This is a genomic window from Psychrobacter sp. TS_SC_6 (assembly GCF_056156305.1).
This window is the reverse complement of the sequence record NZ_CM149590.1, coordinates 1,841,983-1,865,555: the sequence shown is the minus strand read 5'-3', so window position 1 is coordinate 1,865,555 and position 23,573 is coordinate 1,841,983. Positions and strand designations below refer to the sequence as shown.

The window sequence follows — 23,573 nt, the reverse complement described above, 5'->3', positions numbered from 1 at the left end:
TGCTCATATTAAGCCTCCCCAATCGTCAAGATGGTACCATCCATGCCGTACTCTGGGATAGGTAAGTTAAGCGGTGCAGGTACGCCACTATAAACGCGACCCGCTAAATCATATTTAGAGCCATGACAGGGGCAGAAAAATCCACCATACCAGTCATTACCACCTAAATCCGCTGCGCCAACATCAGGACGGTAGTTTGGTGCACAGCCTAAATGCGTACAGACGCCTTCTACCACCAATACTTCTGGCGAGATAGAGCGTTCAGGATTTTTACAGTACTCAGGTTGCAAAGAGGCATCAGAATCAGGGTCAGACAATAATGGCTGCACTGAATCAAGCATGGTCAGCATCTCTTCAGTGCGCTTAACCACAAAGATGGGTTTGCCACGATATTTGACAACAATCATTTGTCCTGCTTCGATAGAACTAATATCTTGGGTCACTGCCGCACCAGCAGCTTCAGCTTTAGCACTTGGGGTCCAAGAGCGGACAAAAGGTGTTGCCACGGCAGCTACCCCAGCTGCACCAATTACGGCAGTCGAGGCAATCAGAACTCTACGGCGTTGTACGTTAACGCCTTCGGCATGGCTCATTAATACTTCCTCCAGGTGAATGAAATGGGATTATCCCACACTGGGTTTGTGACTTAGAATAGAAACAATTATCAAGCCACGTTAGCTGTGCCTAATTTTGCTAATTGTTGCTATTCTAAGCTATTTTGGTCATAAAATAAATTATTGTGTTAAAAATAAAGCAACCTCGATAGGGCACGCTACAACGTTAAACAAGACAATCAAGACCTAACATCTTGATTATCATTGTTTAACACCGGCTTTATCTCAACAAAAATGTTATGAGTAATGACCTTATAAATGATAAGGGTATTCGGCAATAGCGAATGATACTTGAAATTACGACAATGTTCACTAACTTTCAGCACATCACTACTTTGTAAGTCGCTGTGACGCGATTATCACCACTTTATATTATGAAATGATGATAATTGCGTGCGTAAAGGCTTAGATTAACTCTCAAGCGTATTCCAGCGTTCAAGCTTGATCATCATCTCATCTTCAATGGCAAGCAGTCTCTCACTAGCAGCCGTTGCGGCATCAAAGTCTTGATTAAACCAAGTGCCGTCGGCTAACTTTTCTTCTAGCTGCATTTGTTCCGCTTCTAAAGCAGCAATCTCTTTCGGCAACGCATCAAGCTCACGCTGGTCGTTAAAGTTGAGCTTTTTAGTAGCAGCATTAGGTTTCGCTACTGCCGCTGATTTATTAACAGATTTGCTGTTGGTAGTGGTATGACTACTAGAAGATTTAGCTGCTTTAACAGCTTCTTCGCGATTCTTTTGTACCAAATATTCCTGATAGCCGCCGACATACTCGCTGACCGTCCCTTTACCATCTTCATCAGTATCAAATACCCAAGTGGAAGTGACGACATTGTCCATAAATGAGCGATCATGGCTAATGAGCAAAATCGTGCCACCAAAGCTTGCGACTGATTCTTCTAGTAGCTCAAGTGTCGCCATGTCCAAGTCGTTGGTTGGCTCATCGAGTACGAGGATATTTGCAGGTTTTAAGAGTTGCTTGGCAAGTAGAACACGATTACGCTCACCACCTGATAAGGCTTTGACGGGCGTACGGGCACGCTCTGGAGCAAATAAGAAATCTTGTAGATAGCTCATAATGTGCGTCTTACGACCGCCGACTTCGACGAAGTCAGAGCCTTCTGAGACGTTTTGCGCCACACTGGCTTCCAAGTCTAACTGATCACGCAGCTGATCAAAGAAAGCAATTTTTAAGTTAGTACCTAATTCAACGCTGCCTGTTTTGATCACATCATCGTCTGACATATCGAGCAGGGCTTTAATAAGCGTGGTTTTGCCTGCGCCATTCGGACCGACGATACCGATTTTGTCACCGCGCATGATGGTAGTGCTAAAATTGTCGACCAAGACATGGTCATCATATTGTAGATGTAGGTTTTTGACTTTGCAGACCAGCTTGCCGCTCTTCTCGCCTTGACCCATGGTAATATTTACATTACCGACTTGCTCACGGCGGTCACTACGTTCTTCACGCAACGCTTTTAGCTCACGAACGCGGCCTTCGTTACGGGTACGGCGTGCTTTGATACCTTGGCGAATCCATACTTCTTCTTGGGCCAATTTTTTATCAAAGTTGGCATTATTCTTCTCTTCAGCTAGTAACTGTAGCTCTTTTAGCTCTTGGTAGCGTGCATAGCCACCTTCACCTTGAGTGACGTCATAGCTGGTCAATTGACCACGGTCAAGCTCAATGATACGAGTCGATAATTTATTAACGAACGCTCTATCATGGGTAACGAACAATAATGTCAGACCTTGCCAGTCTAATAAAAAGCGCTCAAGCCACTCAATGCTATCAACATCCAAATGGTTGGTCGGTTCATCGAGAAGCAGTACATCAGGTTTAGTCACTAACGAGCGTGCTAATAAAACACGGCGCTTACGACCACCAGATAGTGACGATAAGTCATCATCTGGATCAAGACCCATCGTCGTGATAAGACGTGTTGCTTCGCGCTCTAAATCCCAACCATGTACCGCATCGATATCATGCTGCAAATCTGCCATACGCTCGCAGGCATCCATGTCACCATTGGCACATAAATCAGTTTGCGCATTATAGTTAATCAGTAGCTCGGCAGTGCGTTTGCTGCCACCCATAACGATATCTAAAATTCTTCCGCTGGTTTCAGGTACATCCTGCTCGAGCATAGCGACGCGTACACTATTATTAATAATAACTTCGCCGCTATCAGGCAACAATGTGCCATTAATCAGTTTAAATAAGGTGGATTTGCCTTCGCCATTGCGACCAATTAAACACACGCGCTCGCCTGAATCGATAGCAAAGTCAATACCATCAAGGACAGGAGCGACGCCAAAGGCTAAGTGAATATCTTTTAAATGTATCAGTGCCATAGAGTATCTTAAGCTTATATAATAGTGAGGTAGGGGTTGTTGCAAAATTTGCAGCAGTATAACATGCTGCCACGTAACTGTAGCGTGCGTAGATAGATTTATCAGCACGATTTTATGACGATTAATTTGTCAAGCAATGTAAACATCTTATCAAGGCGTTAGCCACCGTTAGCCGTAGCATCTAGTACTGAGAAAAATATGAATGAAGCAAATCCAAAAAATAACAGTGTATCCAATCCGCAAATCGACAGCTTAGCCACACAAGCTGATTTACAATTACAGTTGGTTGAACTGCAGATGAGTATGTCTCATCTTGAGCTGACCGTAGAACGCCTTGACGATGTCATTACTCGTCAAGACAAACATATCCAAACGCTACAACGACAATTACAATTTATTTATAAACAAGTTGAAAGCCAAGATAGCGATGCAGGCGTGGCACCTTTTGACGTCATGGCAGACAGACCACCTCATTATTAACCATAATATGGCCATACATAAACAGCGACTAAACTGAATTATTTTGAATGAATTTATATGTGTATTTTCAAATAAAACTACCTTGCAGTGACTATCCAGTCATATTAGAGAAATAATGTTGTTTTAGTGTACTAAAAACATTAGTATCCTTTCCCTTATGTGCCGTCTACCTAACAAAGTTCGGGATAGCGGTAAACAACGTGGATGTTTGGAGATACACAATGGGCGCAAATTTTAATCTTAAAACTCTTACAGTAGCTATCGCTGCTTTTTCTGTTGCTAGCGTTGCAAGCGCGGCAGGTCTTGATCGTTCAGGTCAAGATATCACGGCGTTTTTGCAGGATGGTGTATATGCTGAAGCGGTTTATACCTATATTGATGGCAATGTCACTGGTAAAGATTCTTCAGGTAATAAGATTGATGATATTGCTGAATCTTATGACTTCTTTCGTTATGGTGTAAAAGCCGATATCAATGACACTTTTAGTGTTGGTGTTTTATATGACGAGCCTTTTGGTGCAGCGGCTGACTATAGTGGTAAGAACGATTTTGTTGATGCAAAGGGTGAAGGTACCAATGTTGAAGTTCGTACTGAAAGCATCACTGGCATCGTTGGCGCAAAACTTGGCGAAAATAAGAACTTCCAGATATATGGTGGTCCAGTAGCTCAACGTGTGAAAGCCAATGTGAAATTGCGTGGAACTGCTTATAGTATCGCTAATGGTTATACTACCAATATCAGTGCTGATCAGGACTATGGTTGGTTAGTAGGTGCTTCATATAGTAAACCTGAAATTGCCCTACAAGCGGCATTAACGTATCGTTCAGAAATTGAGCATAATACACAGGCTGCAGAAATCTATCCTTTCGCTCAGAGAGTTGGTCTTTCGCCAAATAGAATCGATAATATTGGGATCACTACCCCTGAATCAGTGAATTTTGATTTCCAAACGGGTATTAATCCTACGATGATAGCTACAGCAAAAGTACGCTGGGTACCATGGAGTGATTTTGCGATTACACCATCATTATACAATGAGACTAGCCAAAAATTAGCAGGTCAGCCTGGTATTCCTCCTGAAGGTTTAGATTTGGTTAGCTATGATAAAGACCAGTGGCATGTTGAATTAGGTCTTGCTAAACGTCTAACACCAGTACTAGCGGTGACAGGTACGGTTGGCTGGGACAGTGGTGCTGGCAATCCCGTTACGTCACTAGGTCCTATCGAAGGTTATTACAGTGCCGGTCTTGGCGCAAAATATAACTTAACTGACAACTGGGCACTTTCTGCTGGTGGTAAATACCTGTGGTTTGGTGATGCCCAAGGTCAGATACCTAGTAAGACTGTTGTCAGTAATTTTGAAGACAATGATGGCTTTGCTCTTGGTGTAAAATTATCTTATCAAGCCAAGCAAAAATTTAATTAAACGCTCATGCCTTTACTCTAAATAATACTATTTTAACAATTTTAAAAGCGATCCTTAAGGGGTCGTTTTTTTATGTATTAAATTAAAAATTTAGAATTGCTAATTGTGAGATTTAAGTTTGCTAAAATTACAATTTATGACTTACTTTATGAATTTTTGTTTTGTATTTCTGTTCGTCAGCGTTAGGTCTAGATAAATGTACTGAACAGTCATTATTAAGAAATAAAGTGTTTTAAGTGTTGTTTTAGTGTCAAAAAGTGATTACTATTCATTCAGGACGTCGTTTACATAAGTTTATATTTTAAGCAACAATGCTGAATATGAGTTATGAAGATGATTTAACAACTAGGATGTTTGGAGATACCCAATGCGCGCTACTTTTCATTTAAAAACTCTTGCTGTAGCGATAGCTACTCTTTCTATAGCCAGTATGTCTAACGCTGCAGGTCTTGATCGCTCAGGTCAAGATATCACAGCATTCTTACAAGATGGCACTTATGCTGAAGCGGTTTATACCTATATCGACGCAGACGTTAGTGGCTTTGATAATGCGGATACACCTCCACCTGGTAGAGATAATAGAGAATATGTTCGTGGTGTAAACACAGGTGATATTGCTGAGTCTTATGATTTTTTCCGTTATGGTGTAAAAGCAGATATTAATGACACTTTTAGTATCGGTGTTTTATATGATGAGCCATTCGGTGCAGCAGCTAAATATAGTGGTAATAATGATTTTGTAGACAATAGACCGGCAGGTACTGGTACTGGTAGTGTTTTAGATCCTACTAGTCCTAGATCAGGTGAAGGTACTAATGTAGAAGTTCGTAGTAATAATATTACTGCTATCCTTGGTGCGAAGTTAGGTGCCAATAAAAACTTCCAAATATATGGTGGCCCAGTAGCACAACGCGTAGAGGCTGATGTTAAGCTACGCGGTGAAGCTTACAGTCTTGCTAATGGCTATACCTCAAATATTAACCCAGATCAAGATTATGGTTATATTGCTGGTGTTGCCTATAGTAAGCCAGAAATCGCTCTAAAAGCTGCCTTGACTTATCGCTCTGAGATTGAGCACAAAGCTGATATATCTGAAAGCTATCCTAATGCATTTATTGTAGGCTCTCCGGTCAGTCGAAATGGTGAAATTGAGATTAATACACCTGAATCAATCAATTTTGACTTCCAAACAGGTATTAACCCTACTACCTTGGCTACAGCAAAAGTGCGCTGGGTACCGTGGAGTGACTTTACACTTACACCACCACTCTATACTGAAGTGAGTACGGTCGGTGGCACACGTCCTGGTCTGGATCTTGTCGAGTATGAAGATGACCAGTGGCAAGTAGAGCTTGGTCTTGCAAAGCGTGTAGCACCGGCACTTGCAATCAGTGGAACAGTTGGTTGGGACAGTGGTGCAGGTGACCCAACGACGTCATTAGGTCCTATTGATGGCTATTATAGTGTTGGACTGGGCGCTAAATACAATGTGACACCTGAATGGGCAGTATCAGCCGGTGGTAAATACCTATGGTTTGGTGATGCCAAAGGTCAAATACCAACAGGACAGATCGTTAGCGATTTCCAGGATAATGATGGTTACATTCTTGGTATGAAGCTTTCTTATCAAGGAAAGTAACACTTTATTTTAGATAACCACAGTATAAGTAAAAAAGCGATCCATGATGGGTCGCTTTTTTATGTGTCTACTCTAAAATGAATGGATGATAACTGCCAGATTGATAGAAGTAGAGAGATGATTGCGCTCATTTTTTTATTACGTTAATTGATGACACAATGAGATTTAACGCGAGCTATAGTTGAAATACTTTAAAGTCGTTACAGTATTGCTGGTGTAAATTTTTTGTAGCCTCTGTCTGCGTATGCACAGCAAGCAAGAAAAATTTACACCAGCAGTACGTGTTGTATCGATATTACTTTTCACCGACTATAGCATTGAAAAAATCTAATGATATGTAATCAGCCAATAAAAAGCCTCACTACTGTTAGAGTAGCGAGGCTTTTATATTTAAAACAGTAATAACAAAGTGCTTATTGATTTAAGTTCATTTCCATTTCTTTAAACTTCGCTGAGACTGAGGCTTTTGGACCACCTGTCATCATACTTACAGCAAAGATGGCAATAGTACTTAAGATAAAGCCTGGAACGATAGCGTATAACCAGCTATTTAGTGCCATACCATTCATCTGGAAAGGACCATAGATCCATAATATGACAGTTAATGCACCAACGACCATACCGGCAACCGCACCGTTTCGGTTCATACCGCGCCAGATAAGACTGAAAATAACCAACGGTCCAAATGCGGCGCCAAATCCTGCCCAAGCGTTAGAGACCAAACTTAATACAGAGCTTTCAGGATTAGAAGCCAGCAAAATAGCAACGATGGCGACTACGATAACTGAAAGACGACCGACCATTACTTGGCGGGCTTCTGGTGCATCTCTATCAAAAAACAGCTTATACACATCTTTGGTTAGTGAGCTTGATACGACCAATAGCTGTGATGAGATCGTACTCATGATCGCGGCTAAAATAGCAGCTAACAAAAAACCAGAAACCAGTGGTGTGAATAAGAATTGTGTAAATACTAAGAAGATAGTTTCAGGATCTTCTAAAGTCATCGCTGTTTTTTGTACATAAGCGCGACCTGCAAAACCAGTCATCAATGCACCAACTAAACTCACAATCATCCAGCTCATACCAATGTTACGTGCCGTTGGTATATCTTTAACTGAACGGATAGCCATAAAGCGCACGATAATATGCGGCTGACCAAAGTAACCCAAACCCCATGCCATTAATGAGACAATGCCAAGGATCGTCATACCACTGGTGACATTAAGTAGGTTTGGATCGATGTTGCGAACTGCTTCAGTAGTGGCTGAAATGCCACCCAAGTCCGTAAAAGCGACAACAGGTACGATCACCATAGCAAATAGCATGATGACACCCTGTACAAAGTCAGTCATTGACACTGCTAAAAAGCCGCCAAATAGAGTATAGGCGACAACCACACCAGCAGTCACCCACAAACCTGTGGTATAAGATAAGTTGAGTGAGCTTTCAAACAGTTTACCACCACCAACTAAGCTAGCGGCTGTATAAACAGTAAAGAATAAAATAATTACAACTGCTGAGATAACACGCAGCATATGCGACTTATCTTCAAATCGATTTGCAAAGTAGTCAGGTAATGTGATGGCATTATCTGCAATCTCAGTGTAAACACGTAAGCGCGGTGCCACAATGATATAGTTTAAAAATGCACCCAATGTCAAACCGAGGGCAATCCAGATACTCACAACGCCATCGGCATACATATAACCCGGTAAACCAAGTAATAGCCAGCCGGACATGTCTGATGCGCCAGCGGATAATGCGGTTACCGCAGGACCGAGACTACGACCACCAAGCATATATCCTTCGGTATCATTGGCTTGCTTAAAATAAGCATAAACCCCAATCCCGATCATCACTAAGAAATAGGCGCCAAGTGATATCAGTACGCCACTAGAAACTCCGTTCATATAAATAGTCCTTAACCAACGTTGTTGGCCGTCATTATTTTTAACGAGAAAAATTAAGTCTTGCAAGACGATGTTTAGAAACAATATCTAAAGACAAAAAAAGCCATTAAGTAGGACATAATGGCTTTTATTCAATATCTTCTGTTAGTTTTATATGATTGATGCTGTTGTAGGACCAATACTTATCAAACAATGTTGTATAGAAGAGGGCAAATATACTTTTGTGTTGCTATATTCAATGCCAACATCTCTTTACCACTTGCCAAATATTAATCGCTTATATAACCAATCATTTAAAACCATTAAACCTACTGTTTACTATCATATATTACTAGAAATTTTCAATATATGATTATCAGTGCCAGTTGGGTAAAATTATGTTATAAAAAACGTAAGAGGCATTATAACGTATGAGCGGTATAAATGCTAACTCAGTATTTTTTAGCAAGTAATATTTTAGAAAGTTATTTTATCTTAGCTATACAACCATAGTAGATAAGGGGTTTTTATTGAGTAAGCTCTTATTCAATAGCAGCTTATTCAATGGGGGCTAGTAAATCTAATAGTGCAGTCACACTGTTTGATTGGGTCAGTTTTGGGTTGATTACCACGCCTAGATGACGCTGTAATTCGATATTATCTGCCATATCAATACGCTCTAAGTCTTGGCTAATCATCGTTTGCGGCAATACTGACCAACCAAGTCCTACAGACACCAGCATCCGAATAGATTCAAGTGGGTTGGTGCTCATAGTGGCATAAGGCTTTAGATTGTGTTTGGCAAATTCAGCCAAGGTAATTTGACTGGTAAAGGTATTGGCCGATGGCAAGATAGCAGGGTAACGTGCCAATTGCTCTAGTGTCACATTAGATTTACTAGCCAAAGGTGATAAGGTACCAGTCATAAAGTAAAGGGGATCCGACCATAGGGTATGATAGGTCAAACGCTTATCATAAACAGGTGGTAGGGTCAAAAAGGCTAGAGATAGGTCACCATCAAGTACCGCCTTATGTGCGGTTTCTGAATCGACAAAATGTACCTCTAGCTGTACGGCAGGATAGGCTTGGATAAAATGCTTAAGAACAGGGGCGAGGTGGTGTAAGCCTATATGATGGCTAGTACCAATGACAAGTTTGCCGGATACAATATGCTTAGAGTGCTGCAGATTGATTTTAAAGTTTTCGTAGTCTTCAAGCCATCGTTTGGCATGAGGTAACATCTCACTGGCTGCTTGAGTTGGGACAATACCGCGACCCACCGTATCAAATAATGTGATATTAAACTCATCTTCTAAGTTTTTGATGCGTTTACTAACCGCAGGCTGAGTGATAAACAGCTTTTCTGCTGCACCCGAAATACTACCTGTATTCATCACAGTCACGAATGTCGTCAAATTTGTGGTATTCACACCGATGTCCTTAGCTACATAACGAGCTATAAATAAAAGTTGGCTGACCCAATCATAATGTATTAGAAATAAAAGTTTGGGACTATGCAAAAATCATCAATTATTATTATAGAATTAGCCTGCTATAATCACAAGACATCGAAACGTATTTTAGACATATTTATTGTATTTACTTGATAATCTGCGTCATAAATCTTATTTTAGGCCTCAATTATCGCAACCATTAGTAAGTAACAGATAAAAACCTAGCACACTATAGGTTTAATAAATGAAAAATATAGTCATTAGCCACTAAAAAGGATAGCAATATGGCCGGTCAAACGTTATATGACAAACTTTGGAATGCTCACGAAGTCACCAAGCGTGATGATGGTTCGAGCCTGATTTATATCGACCGCCATTTGCTACATGAAGTGACAAGTCCGCAAGCGTTCGAGGGTTTGGAATTGGCTAATAGAGCGCCATGGCGTCTGTCGGCTAATATTGCCAGCCCTGACCATAACGTACCGACAGTCACCAAAGAGCGCTCAGAAGGTGTGGCAGGTATCAAGGATAAGGTCTCGCGCCTACAAGTACTGACCTTAGATGATAACTGTAGCAAATTTGATATCGCTGAGTTTACGATTAATGATGCTCGTCAAGGGATCTTACATGTCGTCGGTCCTGAGCAAGGCTTGGTGCTACCTGGAATGACGGTCGTTTGCGGAGATTCTCATACCGCGACTCATGGAGCACTTGGCTGCTTAGCACACGGTATCGGTACCTCTGAGGTTGAGCACGTATTGGCAACCCAGTGTTTGATTCAAAAGAAATCAAAGAATATGCAAATCCGCGTCACGGGTGAGCTTGGCGCTGGCGTAACCTCAAAAGATGTGGTGCTTGCTATCATTGCAAAAATCGGTACTGCTGGCGGAACAGGGCATGCGATTGAATTTGCTGGTCAAGTATTTGAAGACATGAGCATGGAAGGTCGTATGACCGTCTGTAATATGGCGATTGAAGCGGGCGCACGCGTCGGTATGGTTGCAGTCGATGATACGACTATTAACTATGTTAAAGGTCGTCCATATGCGCCGAACGAGTCACAATGGCAGCAAGCAGAAGATTACTGGCGTACTTTTTACTCAGATGATGACGCTGTGTTTGATAGCGTGATTGAGATTGATGGTAGCCAAATTGCACCGCAAGTGTCATGGGGAACCTCGCCTGAGATGGTGGTTGATATCACACAGTCTGTGCCAACGCCTGATCAAGCGATTGATGAAGCGCAAGAAGAAGGCTGGTTGCGTGCTTATACCTATATGGGTTTAGAAGCGGGTCAAAAAATTACCGATATTCAGCTGGACCGCATCTTTATTGGCTCTTGTACAAACTCGCGTATTGAAGATTTGCGTGATGCCGCCGCCGTGATCAAAGGTCGTAAAGTGGCTGATACTATTAAAGAAGCGATTGTCGTTGCGGGCTCTGGACAAGTAAAACTTCAGGCGGAAGCAGAAGGCTTGGATACCTTGTTTACGAATGCTGGCTTTGAATGGCGTGAGCCGGGCTGTTCTATGTGCCTTGCGATGAATGCAGATAAGCTTGAACCACAAGAGCATTGCGCCTCGACATCCAATCGCAACTTTGAAGGTCGTCAAGGCAATGGTGGTCGTACGCACTTGGTCAGTCCAGCAATGGCAGCGGCAGCGGCATTGGCAGGTCACTTTGTGGATGTACGAACGTTTTAGTTATTACGCGTCATTTAACAATAAGCACAATATCGACAGGAAATACTATGCAAGCTTATAACACCCAAACCGGTATCGTTTGCCCACTTGATCGCGCAAACGTTGATACCGACCAGATTATCGCCAAACAGTTTTTGAAGTCTATTAAGCGTACCGGTTTCGGCGTCAATTTATTCGATGATTGGCGTTATCTGGATGAAGGCTACCCGGGTCAAGACAATAGCACACGTGTTATCAATCCTGACTTTATTTTAAATAAACCACGCTATCAAGGTGCTACTATCTTGCTAGCCCGCCGAAACTTTGGCTGTGGCTCTAGCCGTGAACACGCCCCTTGGGCGTTGTCAGAATATGGCTTTCGTACAGTCATTGCACCAAGCTTTGCCGATATTTTTTATAACAACTGTTTTAAAAATGGCATGCTGCCGATTGTATTGGATGAAGAAATCGTTGATACCTTAATGAAAGCCACGTTTGCTAACGAAGGCTATGAGCTGACTGCAGATCTTGAGCGTCAAGTGGTCATCACCCCAACTGGCGAAGAGTATGCTTTTGAAGTCGATGACTTCCGTAAGCATTGTTTGTTAAATGGTCTTGATGATATTGGACTGACTTTACAACAAAGCAACGCTATTAAAGAATACGAGCAAAAAATGATGCAAAAAACCCCTTGGATATTTAATGAAGTCAGAGCCTAGTGTTTAATCATAAAATAAAACCGCTAATAGCAAACGATTAATAACGAATATGAATCGCCATAAAAATAAGCTTAGCGCTAATACAGCGTTGAGTTATGGCGACTAAGTGGCTAAAATGAACGGTAATCTATTCTTATATTATATATTTCCATTTGATAAATAGTAGCCACCATTATGAATAAAATACGTTTTGCGATATGGGCAAGTACGGCTATTGCCATAACCTTATTATCTGGTTGTCAGGCATTGACAGGCTATCAACAGATAGAGCAAGCAGAAAGCGCAAAGGTATGGACGGGTACTATTAAGCCCATCTCTGGCGAGGTAAATATTGCCTGTGTCGGCACCTATCATTGTGAGATTGTAAAGATAGATCGCACGATGGTGATATCGCCTGAAAATCATAAACCTGTGAATGCCACCATGGTGGTTGCAATGAATGCTGCGAGCCAAAACAATAAAACTCGCACGGGAAGTAAGCATTCTCAGGCTGCTATGACGATGGATATGACGCCGCTTATTCATAATAATGCCATTAAGATTGTGCCATTATCAGCGTCTGCTATGCCAAATCTTATTAACTATTATGCTCGGGTCAAACCCGCTAAACGTGAAGTGCACGTTAATTTTTATCCAAAAAATAATCTAGGCTATGTCGAGCGTTTTGCTATGATTCATGACTTTGTTAGCCCCGGCACTTATCAGCTGCGTGCTTATCAAAAAAAGTCTGGCCAAAGCTCCGGTAGCTTGTTAGAGACAGCATCGCCAGAGCCTTTATGTGTTGAGCTTTATCAAGGCAATACCGTGCAGCGCCGCTTCTGCAAGCAGATTGGCACTGAGCATCAAGGAGAGTTTGTAGAAACCAGTATCGTTAAGGCGGCATCAGTACCATCAAAAGTAAAGGTAAAAGCCAACGTATAATTATTAAAACCTCGTCGTTATTAGCTAAAAACAAAAGCAAGTATAAAATAAGTTATAGAAATATAAATTTACTCAACCTCAAGGACCAGTATGGCAACGATTTTAACATTAGCGGGCGATGGTATCGGCCCTGAAATCATGACTCAGGCCATTGATGTGCTGAACGCTGTCAATGATAAGTTTGCGTTAGGTTTGACCCTTGAGTCTGGATTGATCGGCGGTGTGGCAGTTGATGCAACAGGTGAACCTTTGCCAGATGAGACGCTACAACGTGCACAGGCAGCAGATGCGGTGTTATTAGGTGCAGTTGGGGGTCCTAAGTGGGATGGTATTGAGCGTAGTAAACGTCCTGAGCGCGGTTTGCTAAAAATCCGTAGTGAGCTTGGTTTGTTTGCCAATCTGCGTGTAGCCAAACTTTATCCGCAGCTTGTAAATGCTTCAAGCATTAAACCTGAGATTATTTCAGGCTTAGATTTGCTGATCGTGCGTGAACTGACTGGTGGTATTTATTTTGGTGAGCCGCGCGGTATTCGTACACTAGAAAATGGTGAGCAGCAAGGCTATAACACCATGGTGTATAGCACCAGCGAAATCAATCGTATCGGCAAAGTTGCTTTTGAATTGGCGCAAACACGCGCGCAAGCAGCAGGAACCGCTGCCAAAGTCTGCTCTATCGACAAAGCCAATGTATTGGAAGTTACTGAGCTTTGGAAACAGACCATGATTCAACTACAGCAGTCAGAATATAGTGAAGTGGCGTTATCTCATATGTATGCTGACAATGCTTGTATGCAGCTGATTAAAGACCCTAAACAGTTCGATGTTATGGTCACTGGCAATCTGTTTGGTGATATTTTATCTGATGAAGCAGCGATGCTGACGGGTTCTATTGGTATGCTGCCATCAGCCAGTCTTGATGAAGCGGGCAAAGGCATGTATGAGCCTTGTCATGGTTCAGCGCCTGATATCGCAGGACAAGATATAGCCAATCCACTAGCGACCATTTTATCGGTCGCTATGATGTTACGTTATACTTTTAAACAAGAATCAGCAGCCCAAGCGATTGAACAAGCGGTCAGTGACGTGCTTGATGATGGTTTACGTACGGTCGATATCTTGGATCGTAATGAAGTTGGACTTATACAAGTCGGTTGTCAGCAAATGGGACAAGCTGTATTGGCAAAATTGATCTAATACAGATTACTTTATCCTAATCTGAATTTTTGAAAATTTAGGTGTAATGAACCCATAATTTGCTAAGCAAGTTATGGGTTTTTTACGGCTCACTTTTAGAGGAGTTAAGTATTCAATAATGTTAACGTCTTTAAACAGAAAGCCGTATAAAAGCGTTTGTTTTAACACAGATACTGCAGTCTAATGCGCTTATTAACACAATGCTGTTATATGCTCACATGAGAATATGTCACCATAGCTTATCTATAACTGATTTATATATATCAATATTTACTAGCTCAATCCACATTGTAAAATCAGTCCTATACTAGTCACAGGCTTTTTGACATGGACATATGGTATGTCGAACTAATTATATAGTTGAAATACTTTAAAGTCGCTACAGTATTGCTGGTGTAAATTTTTTGCAGCCTCTGGCAGCAACGGCACAGCAAGCAAGAAAAATTTGCACCGGCAGTACGTGTTGTATCGATATTACTTTTCACTGACTATATAATTATAATTATGCATTGGTGGTAATAATTTTATAATTACTTATAAGTTATTTGTAATAAAAAATATAACTTAACAAATTGGAGTAATACATGTATCAATTGACCAAAATTAGCATGGCAATCGCAGCGCTTGGTCTATCGACCATTTTATTTATGGGGCAGAGTATTGCAGTAACAAGCGAGGTCAAAAATGACACGGTCGAAGGAAGTGCAAAGGGTTCTGCCACTAAGAGCACAGAGTCCAATAATACAAATCAAGTAACTAGTAATAACAGCGATCTCAGCCCAGTAACCAATGGCGTAAGTCAAAAAGTTGCTGGTAAAAGTAAGACAGCAGTATCGTTGAATAAGTTTTTGCCGACTATAAGATATACCACTGAAAATCTATCAATGGAGGCGCAAAAGGTAAATAGTGCTACTTGGAAACAAGGTATGAAGAGGAACCGTGATACTACCACTAAGCTGCAAGCGCTATTAAACTGGCATCAAAACGGCGTTGGCGCAGTGGATGGCCATTGGGGGAAGAACTCTCGTAAGGCGATGCAGGCTTTTCAGATGGCAAATGGGTTGGCCGTGACTGACACATTAAATATTGAGACATGGCAGGCATTGACCAAGAATGATAAGCTTATGGCACAACCGGTATTGGTCAACTATCAGCTCACTGATGCAGATATCAATATAAAAACTGCGGTTATTCCAGCAGGGGCAGAAGCCAAATCCAAGCTTGAAGGGATGTACTATGAAACTGTCATTGAAGGTTTGGCGGAAAAGTTTCATATCAGTGAAAGTTATCTTAAGGCGCTCAATCCGAATGCTAAATTCACAGTAGGCGAAACCATTACTGTCTACAATCCAGGCAATCCTAATACCAAGCCTGTCAGTCGAGTGGTTGCTGATAAGACTACCGAAACATTATATGCGTATAATGATAAGGGTATATTGGTTGCCAGCTATCCAACCACAGTAGGAAGTACAGCGACGCCATCGCCAACAGGTACGCATACAGTTGCAGTTAAAGTACACGAGCCTAATTATACTTATACAGCAGAGAATGGTAGCAAGTCTATTTTGCCCCCCGGTCCTAACAACCCTGTAGGGTCAGTATGGATTGGACTCAGTAAGCCGTCTTATGGGATTCATGGTTCGCCCGATCCTGCTCGTATCAGTCGTCAGGCATCAGCAGGGTGTATACGTCTAACCAATTGGGATGCGCTTGCATTACTTGGCGTGATACAAAACGGTGCAACTGTTGAATTTAAATAATGGCTAAACTCTAAACGAAAAAATACCGCTGATCTCTAGCGGTATTTTTTATGGTAAAAACCATATTAGCTTACTAAAATATGATAGGCAATAATGAGTAGGTTAGCAGTATCATTATTATTATCAGTTAAACCACTCAAGCATTATACATATGCTCTTATAACTATCTTAGTAGATAAGAATTTAGTTTTTACCACGGTAAGTAATGCGACCTTTAGATAAGTCGTAAGGTGTCATCTCAACCTTAACTTTATCACCAGTCAAAATTCGGATGTAATGCTTACGCATCTTACCTGAGATGTGCGCAATGATTTCGTGTCCGTTTTCTAAACGAACTTTAAACAAAGTATTTGGAAGGGTGTCAATGACTTCGCCTTCAAATTCAATAATCTCGTCTTTTGCCATAATTTGTATCATCAATCAATTTAAAATAAGCCCATATTATACGTAAGTTAGCAGCTTAAAGCAATACGGAACCTGATTTTTACTTGACAGCCTGTAAGTGATATGTATGCCAAATCCTATGAATTTAATCGGGCAGGTTGAGCCAAATAGGGGTGAGTGGCGCATTTGGTAGTAATGTTTGAAAATGTTCAGGATAATAGGCATTAATAAAATATAGTCCATCACCAGAGGCGGTAGGCGGCGCTATCGTACGATCCTTTTTAGCCAAGATATTTAAAAAGTCAGCTGGTTCTAACTCATGTCTACCGATGGCATATAGCGTACCCATCAGGTTTCGCACCATATGATGCAAAAATCCATCCGCTTGAATATCAAAGACGATAAATGAACCATGGGCAAATAGGTTGGCATGGCTAATATGGCGCACGGGCTGATTGGATTGGCAAGCGGCAGCACGGTAGCTACTAAAATCATGCGTACCAACGATATCAGCTGTTGCAAACTGCATGGCTTTTAGGTCAAGCGGCTCGTGAATATGTGTCACTTGATGGTTGAGGATGGCAGGTCGCTGAGTTTGATTGAGAGTAACATAACGATAACGACGGGCAATAGCAGCAAAGCGAGCATGAAAGTCAGCAGGCATGGGCTGAATCCAGCGCAAGGCAATATCGTCAGGCAATAGGCTATTAACACCGCGCAGCCAATTGTGTGCGGGTCGATAAGCGTGGGTGACAAAATGGGCAATCATGTTACCAGCATGAACACTTGAGTCTGTGCGCCCTGCGGCAATCACTTCTACTGGTTCATTGGCAACAGTACTAATGGCGGTCTCTAACGCTTCTTGTACGCCCAATACCTCTCTTTGGCGTTGCCAGCCATGATAATTGGTGCCCAAAAATTCAATAGCAATGGCTAAAGTATAAGTTGGGCGGTTTGCTTCGTTATTTGCAGTTACGGGTTTGGTCATGTTTGAGCTTATACAGAATTTATGGGGGAAGGTTTAGCGTTTTTTGATACTGGTGTCCGTTTGCTGGACGTTATTTAACCAGCGTTGTCGACGCCTTGCTGGGCTGTCATAGCGTAACAATAACCATAGTAGACGCGCATAAATGGCAGGAATGGTTAAACGACCACCGGCAATCACTTGATAATCATATTGCCAACTACCCGCAGCATAAGTATCACTCACGCCACCAAATGGCGATTGGCTAGCACACACTACCATATGACCTTTTTCATAAGCCAGTTGCAAGGCTTCTGCCAACTCTACTGAATAAGGGACATTGCCAGCGCCATAGCCTAATAAAATAATGCCACAAGGCGGCTGTGATAATAAGGCGCGTAGCTGTTGGTTTAATGCATCGGTTGCATTGGGTAAGCAGTACAACGCATGAACGTAAGCGTGCTCGGCACGAACTGCAATATCAGCACTAATATTTTGTTGGTCATCAAGCCAATGCAACCGACGAGTATCTGGCAAGCTTTTGACATAACTATTGGCAGGATAAGCCGCTCTAGAGTGACCAGTAAATGCCATAAAGTCATGGCTATGTATTTTTTGTACTGTTTGCGCTGGCCATGATTCGCCGCCAAAGGCAATCTTAACTCCAGATTCACCTGCACTTGCTAGCTTTAACGAGTCAGTAAGGTTGTTCCAAGCATCACTCTGTGCATCTACTTTATAAAAATGCAGTTCCTCACTATCTAGGAGCGGACGCATACTACCAGTCACGACAATACAAATATCGCTACCTGCAAAGGCTTCTGCTAAGAATGCTCCCAAATAACTGAGTGTATCTGTACCCGTAATTAACACAAAACGTCTACTGCCTTGTTGATATGCCGACAGTAAAAGCTGGTAAAAATGCACAAAATCACTGGGTGTAAACTGACTGCTGTCTTTAATCAGGGTATTATGAAGCCAAGCAATGGGCGATAGATTAAGCGCATTATCCGATTCGGCCAGTAGTTGCTGCAAAGTTGGCAAAAAAACCTCTGCTAATAGCGGCGCTAATGGACGACCATAACTGCCAAAAGTGCCGCCGGCATAAATAAGTTGAATAGGTGCAGGGATTGTATTTGTCATAGATGAGTACACTGTATTGGTTTTAAATTGAATAGACGATAGAGCAGAATTATTGAAAGAGAAATCATTGCTAGAAATAGAAAAAGCACCATCATTATACATTCAGCGAGTATTCTAAGTGGCTAGAATACTTGCTGTCACACCAGTCATTTTAAGCAGTGCGTTCAAGCAATCGTTGTGCTTGCTGCTGCTGTTCACTATTGCCTTTAGCAATGACTTCATTGAGTAAGCGTTTGGCACTATCGTATTCGCCAAGTTGCACGTATTGACCTGCTAGATCTAGCGTGACTTGATTGCTGTCTAAGGATTTAACAAAATCAAAATCTGCTGCGAACCGTGACGAAAAATCTTCAGTACTGCTAGTATCGGCTACAGGAGCTATATCAATAGCATTGTCGAGATGAGTATTGGCATATTCGCTATCCACTTCAACTGGCGTACTTGCTGTTGCAGACTCTGATAAAGATAAAGATAAAGAATCAAAGTCAAAATCATCGTCTATTACCGTATCATCATCGAACATCTGAGTAATAGGGTCACTGCTAGAAGCGTCGGACTCATTTTTTGTACTATTTGTTTCTTCGGCGCTGATACCTTCAATATTTACGTCTTCGATACTGATATCTTCGAAACTAAAATCTTCAAAATTATCTTCAACCATAGAATGCTGAATTTCTATTTGATCTGGCGTCTCATTCGACACATCAGCACTGTGTAAAGATAATGTCAGATGGTCATCATCTAAATAAGTTGTCTCTGTTGTGATAGACGCATTATTGATAACGTTATCAGTGTCTAAATCTAAGACAAAATCATCTTCTAATGATAGCTCATTTGAGCTGCTGTTAAAACTATCACTGGTAGCGTTATCGTTAGCGTCATTGGTGGGAGCCTCTATAACAGTAAGATTCTGCTCAGAGAACTCAAAATCAAAATCGCTATCAGTACTAAGGTTAGTATCAGCATGCACAGGTTTATCCATGCTGTCTTCTAAATCACTCAGACTAAGATCAAATGCTTGCTCAATATCATCGAAATTACTATCATCAAAAGCATTTGAAGCTGTTAAGGTTTCACTCGTTGCCTCTGACAAGTTATTTTTATAGTCAACATTTTGAACCGTATTAGTATCCAGGACGGGACTATTGCTGCTCGCTTTATTGGTTGGTAGATCAAAATCTAAACTCTCAAACCCAGCATCTTCGCTTTTGTCTGCTAACATAGTTTGTTTAGCGACTTGGTTTTGTTCTTCAGTCAGTAAAGATTTTAACTCATCAGCTTGTACGATACTGTTGTCATCATTATTTGCTTTGATAGCATCATAGACTTTATTAAAATTCTCAGACTCATCTATTGTGGCATATACCGCAAGGAGTTTGAGAGATAATTGGCTGTCATTTGGTTTTTCATTTAAGCCACGATTGAGGGTTTCAATCGCTTTATCATAGCGCTGTTGGTCCATAAAACGTTGAGCAATCTCAATAGGATCAAACTTTTTCTCATGATTGATAGCTGTTTGAGTAGGCGTACTTCTAGAAGCAGCATGCTTCGATAAGGGCTCAGTTTTGCCAGTATTTGCACTCAATCGCTCTGATGGCTTTTGCGCTTTGTTTTTGCGCATGATCAAGGCCGCAACAAGTAAAACAACCACCAATCCGGCGATGATATATAGCATATTGTCCATAGTTACTCCCACGCCTACGATCAGAGCTGCTTGCATTGATCTGTTAGGCAATTATTGATTGCGTAATTTTTCGAGACGAGCTTGCAGCTCAGCCAGTTTTTGATTTTGTAATTGTAATTTGCGAGTATGTTTTTTAAGCGTGCTACTAGTTTTTGATAGCTGCTGAGCTTGTGATGCGGTACTTTGTCTTGATGATTTCAGCAGTTCTAACACCTCAGTGCTAAGTCCGTTACCCGTTGCCATGCCTGCTTTGGTTTTAGTGCCATCTGCGCTGCCTTCATGACCGGGAGCCACGACAGAAAACTGCGCCTTCGATAAAATTTGAGTCTTAGTGGTCGCCGGCTTTTCAATATGTTTTGTTGCTTGCGTATTGGCACCTTTGGACACAGAATCTGATGCAGTTGGTTTTTTCGCGACAGGCGTATTGGCGCCTCTATATTGCCTTTGAGCACTGATGGCAGCTTCAAGTTTTTGCTGTGAAGGTAGCGCATCATAATTAGGTAAACTCAACTGTGCATCTGCTTTTAATTGATTGGCGTTTTTATTGATAAAAGCGTCAGGATTTTGCGTCTGAATTTCCTTCATGACGGTTTGAACGTCAATATTGTTTTTTTCTGCGATTTGCTGTGCAATCACCCATAAGTTGTCGTTACGCTGTACGGTATAATTGATCTCGCTACTAGCTGACTTGTCTGATACTTGGCTTGAAGTGTTTTTTGCTGCGACCGACGTTTTAGGCGTCACTGCTTTCTGCAAAGCGTTCGAGTTAGAGAGCGCATTATTGAAAGGGGTTGTAGCGACCATATTATTATCGCTATCATTTGGGATAATAGCTTTATTTTTATTGGTGAAAGCTGCTTCATTCGGCGTCAGGGTTTTGAGCGCCATAGGACTAGCAACCATCATATCTGTATTGCTTTGACTCTTCGGCTGTATCTGACGAGTAATTTGTATGTTTAAAATATCGAACTGTTTATCAGTCTCGCTAGTAGCAGAAAGCGTACTATTTGATGAGACGGTTAAAGCTGTACTATTATCATTATTCACACCCGCTATGACACTATCGTTCTTTATATTAATAGGATTATTTAATCGACCGTTTTCTAAACGGCTAGGCGCATAGGTTGTGATATTGCTTTGTGTTGTTACAACTGCTATTGGTAAGCCAGAGGATATAGTCGTTGCCTGAACGCTCGGTATTTGTGAGCTTGACGCTTGGATACTTGGCGTTTGAATAACAGGTACTTGTATATTAGGCGATTCAACATTGCGCTCGGGTAATGTTGCAGCCTTTAATGTAGGTTTCGATGAACCAGATGATATTAAAGGTGGCGGTGCCCCATTTCTAACCGTCAATGGCTGCGCGTTAGTTGTAGAAACCACGGGTAAATTAGGTTTCTTTGCGCCTGTTACGATATTTTTAGAAGTCGCAATCGGTAAGCTATCATTAAGTGGCATCAGTAATGTTTTTGGAATAACATTACGCTGATTGCCATCATTAATTGCTAGAACCACATCGGCAAAGGGTTTGGACATAAGCTTGGTGGTGGTAATAAAAACTTGACCACTTGTAGCTGAAATCGGATGAAAGCGTACGATCATGGAATCAGTTGGGGTTAGCCCCATTTGCTGATAAGTAGCAGAATTTGCCAAACTGGCTGAAAAGTCAGTGTTTTCAATATCCGTGACCATAATACTGGCAACTAAAGGTTCGTGCTGAGCTGAAATAACAACAGTCTTGCCAATGGTTGCTGCTTGGGCGCTAGACACTAAGGCTGCATAACTTATTGAATAAAATAATGCCATCGATACTGCGCGATGTATGCTAGTCAAGCGATAAGATAAATGACAAGACATATGCAGCCCTTTGGAGTAAAAGTTGTCTGTGTTGTTATAACAAAATACTGTTTAGTTTACCAGTTTATTCCACTGCTGTTGTGACCAATAGCTCAATTGTATGTTTACTATTTACACACATCAGTCAACTTTTTTATCAAGCAGCATGGCATCACCATAACTAAAAAACCGATACTCGGATTCGATGGCATGTTGATAAGCTTCTTCGATAGATTTTTTTGTGGCAAATGCGGACACTAGCATCAGCAATGTAGACTTTGGCAAGTGAAAATTGGTCAGTAGCTTATCCACGACGCCAAACTTAAAACCGGGATATATAAAAATCTCTGTATCACCTGCCCAGCCAGAGAGTGGCTGTCCATCGGCTGCGGTTTGTTGGTAAGCCGTTTCAAGGACACGTGTGACAGTAGTCCCGATAGCAATGACTTGCTTGCCATTGGCATGGGTCTGATTGATAAGGTCGGCAGTGGCTTGAGGCAGGTCTGCATATTCGCTATGCATCGTATGATTCAGCAGGTTCTCTGTTTTTACCGGAGCAAAAGTACCTGCGCCGACATGCAGTGTAACAAAAGCAGTTTGAATACCTTTTGCTGCCAGCTTTTCTAATACAATATCATCAAAATGTAAGCTAGCTGTCGGGGCAGCGACGCTGGCAAGCTTAGCAGGGTCATGAAAAACAGTCTGATAGCGAGTATTGTCGGTCGCATCGGCATGGCGTTCGAAATAGGGTGGAATAGGCAGCTCGCCATAACGCTCTAAATCAGGCAGAATGGGCGCATCAAAAGCCAAGATAAATAAGTTCTCTTGGCGTCCAATCATGACGCCAGTCATATGACCATCAGCAAGTATAAGACCTTGTCCAATTTTCAACGCTTTACTGGCTTTAACATGACAAAGAGCGATATGCTTTTTTGCAATAACCGTCATGTCTATGATGTCAGAGTTTGACGTTATTGTGTCTAGATCCGCGCTATTTAAATCCGATAGAGCGACTAGACGCTCTATTAATACTTCAATCTTGCCACCGGTATCTTTTTGACCAAATAAGCGCGCTTTCATCACTTTGGTGTCGTTAAAAATAATCAAATCGCCAGTATTAAGTAGATCCGGCAACTCAGAGAACTGTTTATCTGCAACTTCAACATGAGTATTTACATGATTAGCAGGTAAATAAAGTAGCTTTGATGCGGAGCGCTGCGCCAATGGATAACGGGCAATCAGCTGGTCTGGCAGTTCATAATCATAATCATCAACACTTAGATACTCTAAAATATCGTCATTATGACTGGCAGTAATTTCAGAGTTATTATTTAAGGTTTGAGGTTCAGAAGCAGTCATAAGAAAGTCTTTCGATAGGTGAGAATTTTGAGAGCAATTGTAGCAGATATGAGGATATGAAAGA

The 23,573-nt window shown here is 41.6% G+C and carries 18 protein-coding genes; 8 read left to right on the top strand and 10 right to left on the bottom strand.

Annotated features, from left to right (window positions below; genetic code table 11):
- Positions 1–8 precede the first annotated feature (8 nt).
- Positions 9–593: a ubiquinol-cytochrome c reductase iron-sulfur subunit gene (gene petA / locus AC0J5Y_RS07885; RefSeq protein WP_475130198.1), complete on the bottom strand. Its 585-nt coding sequence runs from the start codon at positions 591–593 to the stop codon at positions 9–11.
- Between the two features lie 431 nt (positions 594–1,024).
- Complete coding sequence (locus AC0J5Y_RS07880; RefSeq protein ID WP_475130197.1) at positions 1,025–2,971, bottom strand: ATP-binding cassette domain-containing protein; 1,947 nt, start codon at positions 2,969–2,971, stop codon at positions 1,025–1,027.
- Positions 2,972–3,169: 198 nt separating this feature from the next.
- On the opposite strand from AC0J5Y_RS07880, the gene AC0J5Y_RS07875 reads away from it, so the two are divergent.
- The 3 genes from AC0J5Y_RS07875 to AC0J5Y_RS07865 all read left to right on the top strand — a co-directional run bounded on the left by AC0J5Y_RS07875 (position 3,170) and on the right by AC0J5Y_RS07865 (position 6,517).
- On the top strand, positions 3,170–3,451 hold the full coding sequence (locus AC0J5Y_RS07875; RefSeq protein ID WP_475130196.1) for a SlyX family protein: 282 nt from the start codon (positions 3,170–3,172) through the stop codon (positions 3,449–3,451).
- Between the two features lie 221 nt (positions 3,452–3,672).
- A complete protein-coding gene (locus tag AC0J5Y_RS07870; protein ID WP_475130195.1) occupies positions 3,673–4,878 on the top strand; it encodes an OmpP1/FadL family transporter in 1,206 nt (401 codons plus the stop codon).
- 367 nt (positions 4,879–5,245) lie between these two features.
- Positions 5,246–6,517, top strand: coding sequence for an OmpP1/FadL family transporter (locus tag AC0J5Y_RS07865; RefSeq protein ID WP_475130194.1), 1,272 nt, complete (start codon positions 5,246–5,248; stop codon positions 6,515–6,517).
- Between the two features lie 413 nt (positions 6,518–6,930).
- Here the strand turns inward: AC0J5Y_RS07865 and putP are convergent, their stop codons facing one another.
- Both putP and AC0J5Y_RS07855 read right to left on the bottom strand, forming a co-directional pair.
- A complete protein-coding gene (putP, locus tag AC0J5Y_RS07860) occupies positions 6,931–8,430 on the bottom strand; it encodes a sodium/proline symporter PutP (protein WP_475130193.1) in 1,500 nt (499 codons plus the stop codon).
- Positions 8,431–8,966: 536 nt separating this feature from the next.
- A complete protein-coding gene (locus AC0J5Y_RS07855) occupies positions 8,967–9,839 on the bottom strand; it encodes a LysR family transcriptional regulator (protein WP_020443718.1) in 873 nt (290 codons plus the stop codon).
- Between the two features lie 308 nt (positions 9,840–10,147).
- Here AC0J5Y_RS07855 and leuC point away from each other — a divergent pair, with 308 nt between their 5' ends.
- The 5 genes from leuC to AC0J5Y_RS07830 all read left to right on the top strand — a co-directional run bounded on the left by leuC (position 10,148) and on the right by AC0J5Y_RS07830 (position 16,139).
- Positions 10,148–11,566 (top strand): 3-isopropylmalate dehydratase large subunit, encoded by a 1,419-nt coding sequence (gene leuC, locus AC0J5Y_RS07850; protein ID WP_475130192.1) that lies wholly within the window; start codon positions 10,148–10,150, stop codon positions 11,564–11,566.
- A gap of 47 nt (positions 11,567–11,613) precedes the next feature.
- On the top strand, positions 11,614–12,264 hold the full coding sequence (gene leuD / locus AC0J5Y_RS07845) for a 3-isopropylmalate dehydratase small subunit (RefSeq protein WP_475130191.1): 651 nt from the start codon (positions 11,614–11,616) through the stop codon (positions 12,262–12,264).
- Between the two features lie 174 nt (positions 12,265–12,438).
- A complete protein-coding gene (locus AC0J5Y_RS07840; RefSeq protein WP_475130190.1) occupies positions 12,439–13,185 on the top strand; it encodes a hypothetical protein in 747 nt (248 codons plus the stop codon).
- Between the two features lie 90 nt (positions 13,186–13,275).
- Positions 13,276–14,379: a 3-isopropylmalate dehydrogenase gene (gene leuB, locus AC0J5Y_RS07835; protein ID WP_475130189.1), complete on the top strand. Its 1,104-nt coding sequence runs from the start codon at positions 13,276–13,278 to the stop codon at positions 14,377–14,379.
- A gap of 584 nt (positions 14,380–14,963) precedes the next feature.
- Positions 14,964–16,139, top strand: coding sequence for a L,D-transpeptidase family protein (locus AC0J5Y_RS07830; RefSeq protein ID WP_475130188.1), 1,176 nt, complete (start codon positions 14,964–14,966; stop codon positions 16,137–16,139).
- 183 nt (positions 16,140–16,322) lie between these two features.
- Here AC0J5Y_RS07830 and infA read toward each other — a convergent pair whose 3' ends face one another.
- The 6 genes from infA to queA all read right to left on the bottom strand — a co-directional run bounded on the left by infA (position 16,323) and on the right by queA (position 23,509).
- Positions 16,323–16,544, bottom strand: a complete 222-nt coding sequence (gene infA / locus AC0J5Y_RS07825) for a translation initiation factor IF-1 (RefSeq protein WP_010199824.1) — start codon at positions 16,542–16,544, stop codon at positions 16,323–16,325.
- A 124-nt stretch (positions 16,545–16,668) separates the two neighbouring features.
- Positions 16,669–17,511: a tRNA pseudouridine(38-40) synthase TruA gene (gene truA / locus AC0J5Y_RS07820; protein ID WP_475130187.1), complete on the bottom strand. Its 843-nt coding sequence runs from the start codon at positions 17,509–17,511 to the stop codon at positions 16,669–16,671.
- Between the two features lie 33 nt (positions 17,512–17,544).
- Positions 17,545–18,630, bottom strand: coding sequence for an asparaginase (locus tag AC0J5Y_RS07815; RefSeq protein ID WP_475130186.1), 1,086 nt, complete (start codon positions 18,628–18,630; stop codon positions 17,545–17,547).
- 151 nt (positions 18,631–18,781) lie between these two features.
- Entirely contained in the window at positions 18,782–20,314 is a 1,533-nt protein-coding gene (locus AC0J5Y_RS07810) for a FimV/HubP family polar landmark protein (protein ID WP_475130185.1), read from the bottom strand.
- A 51-nt stretch (positions 20,315–20,365) separates the two neighbouring features.
- Positions 20,366–22,171 (bottom strand): type IV pilus assembly protein FimV, encoded by a 1,806-nt coding sequence (locus AC0J5Y_RS07805; protein WP_475130184.1) that lies wholly within the window; start codon positions 22,169–22,171, stop codon positions 20,366–20,368.
- 120 nt (positions 22,172–22,291) lie between these two features.
- Positions 22,292–23,509 carry a tRNA preQ1(34) S-adenosylmethionine ribosyltransferase-isomerase QueA gene (queA, locus tag AC0J5Y_RS07800; RefSeq protein ID WP_475130183.1) on the bottom strand — a complete coding sequence of 406 codons (1,218 nt, stop codon included), beginning with the start codon at positions 23,507–23,509 and terminating at the stop codon, positions 22,292–22,294.
- Positions 23,510–23,573 lie beyond the last annotated feature (64 nt).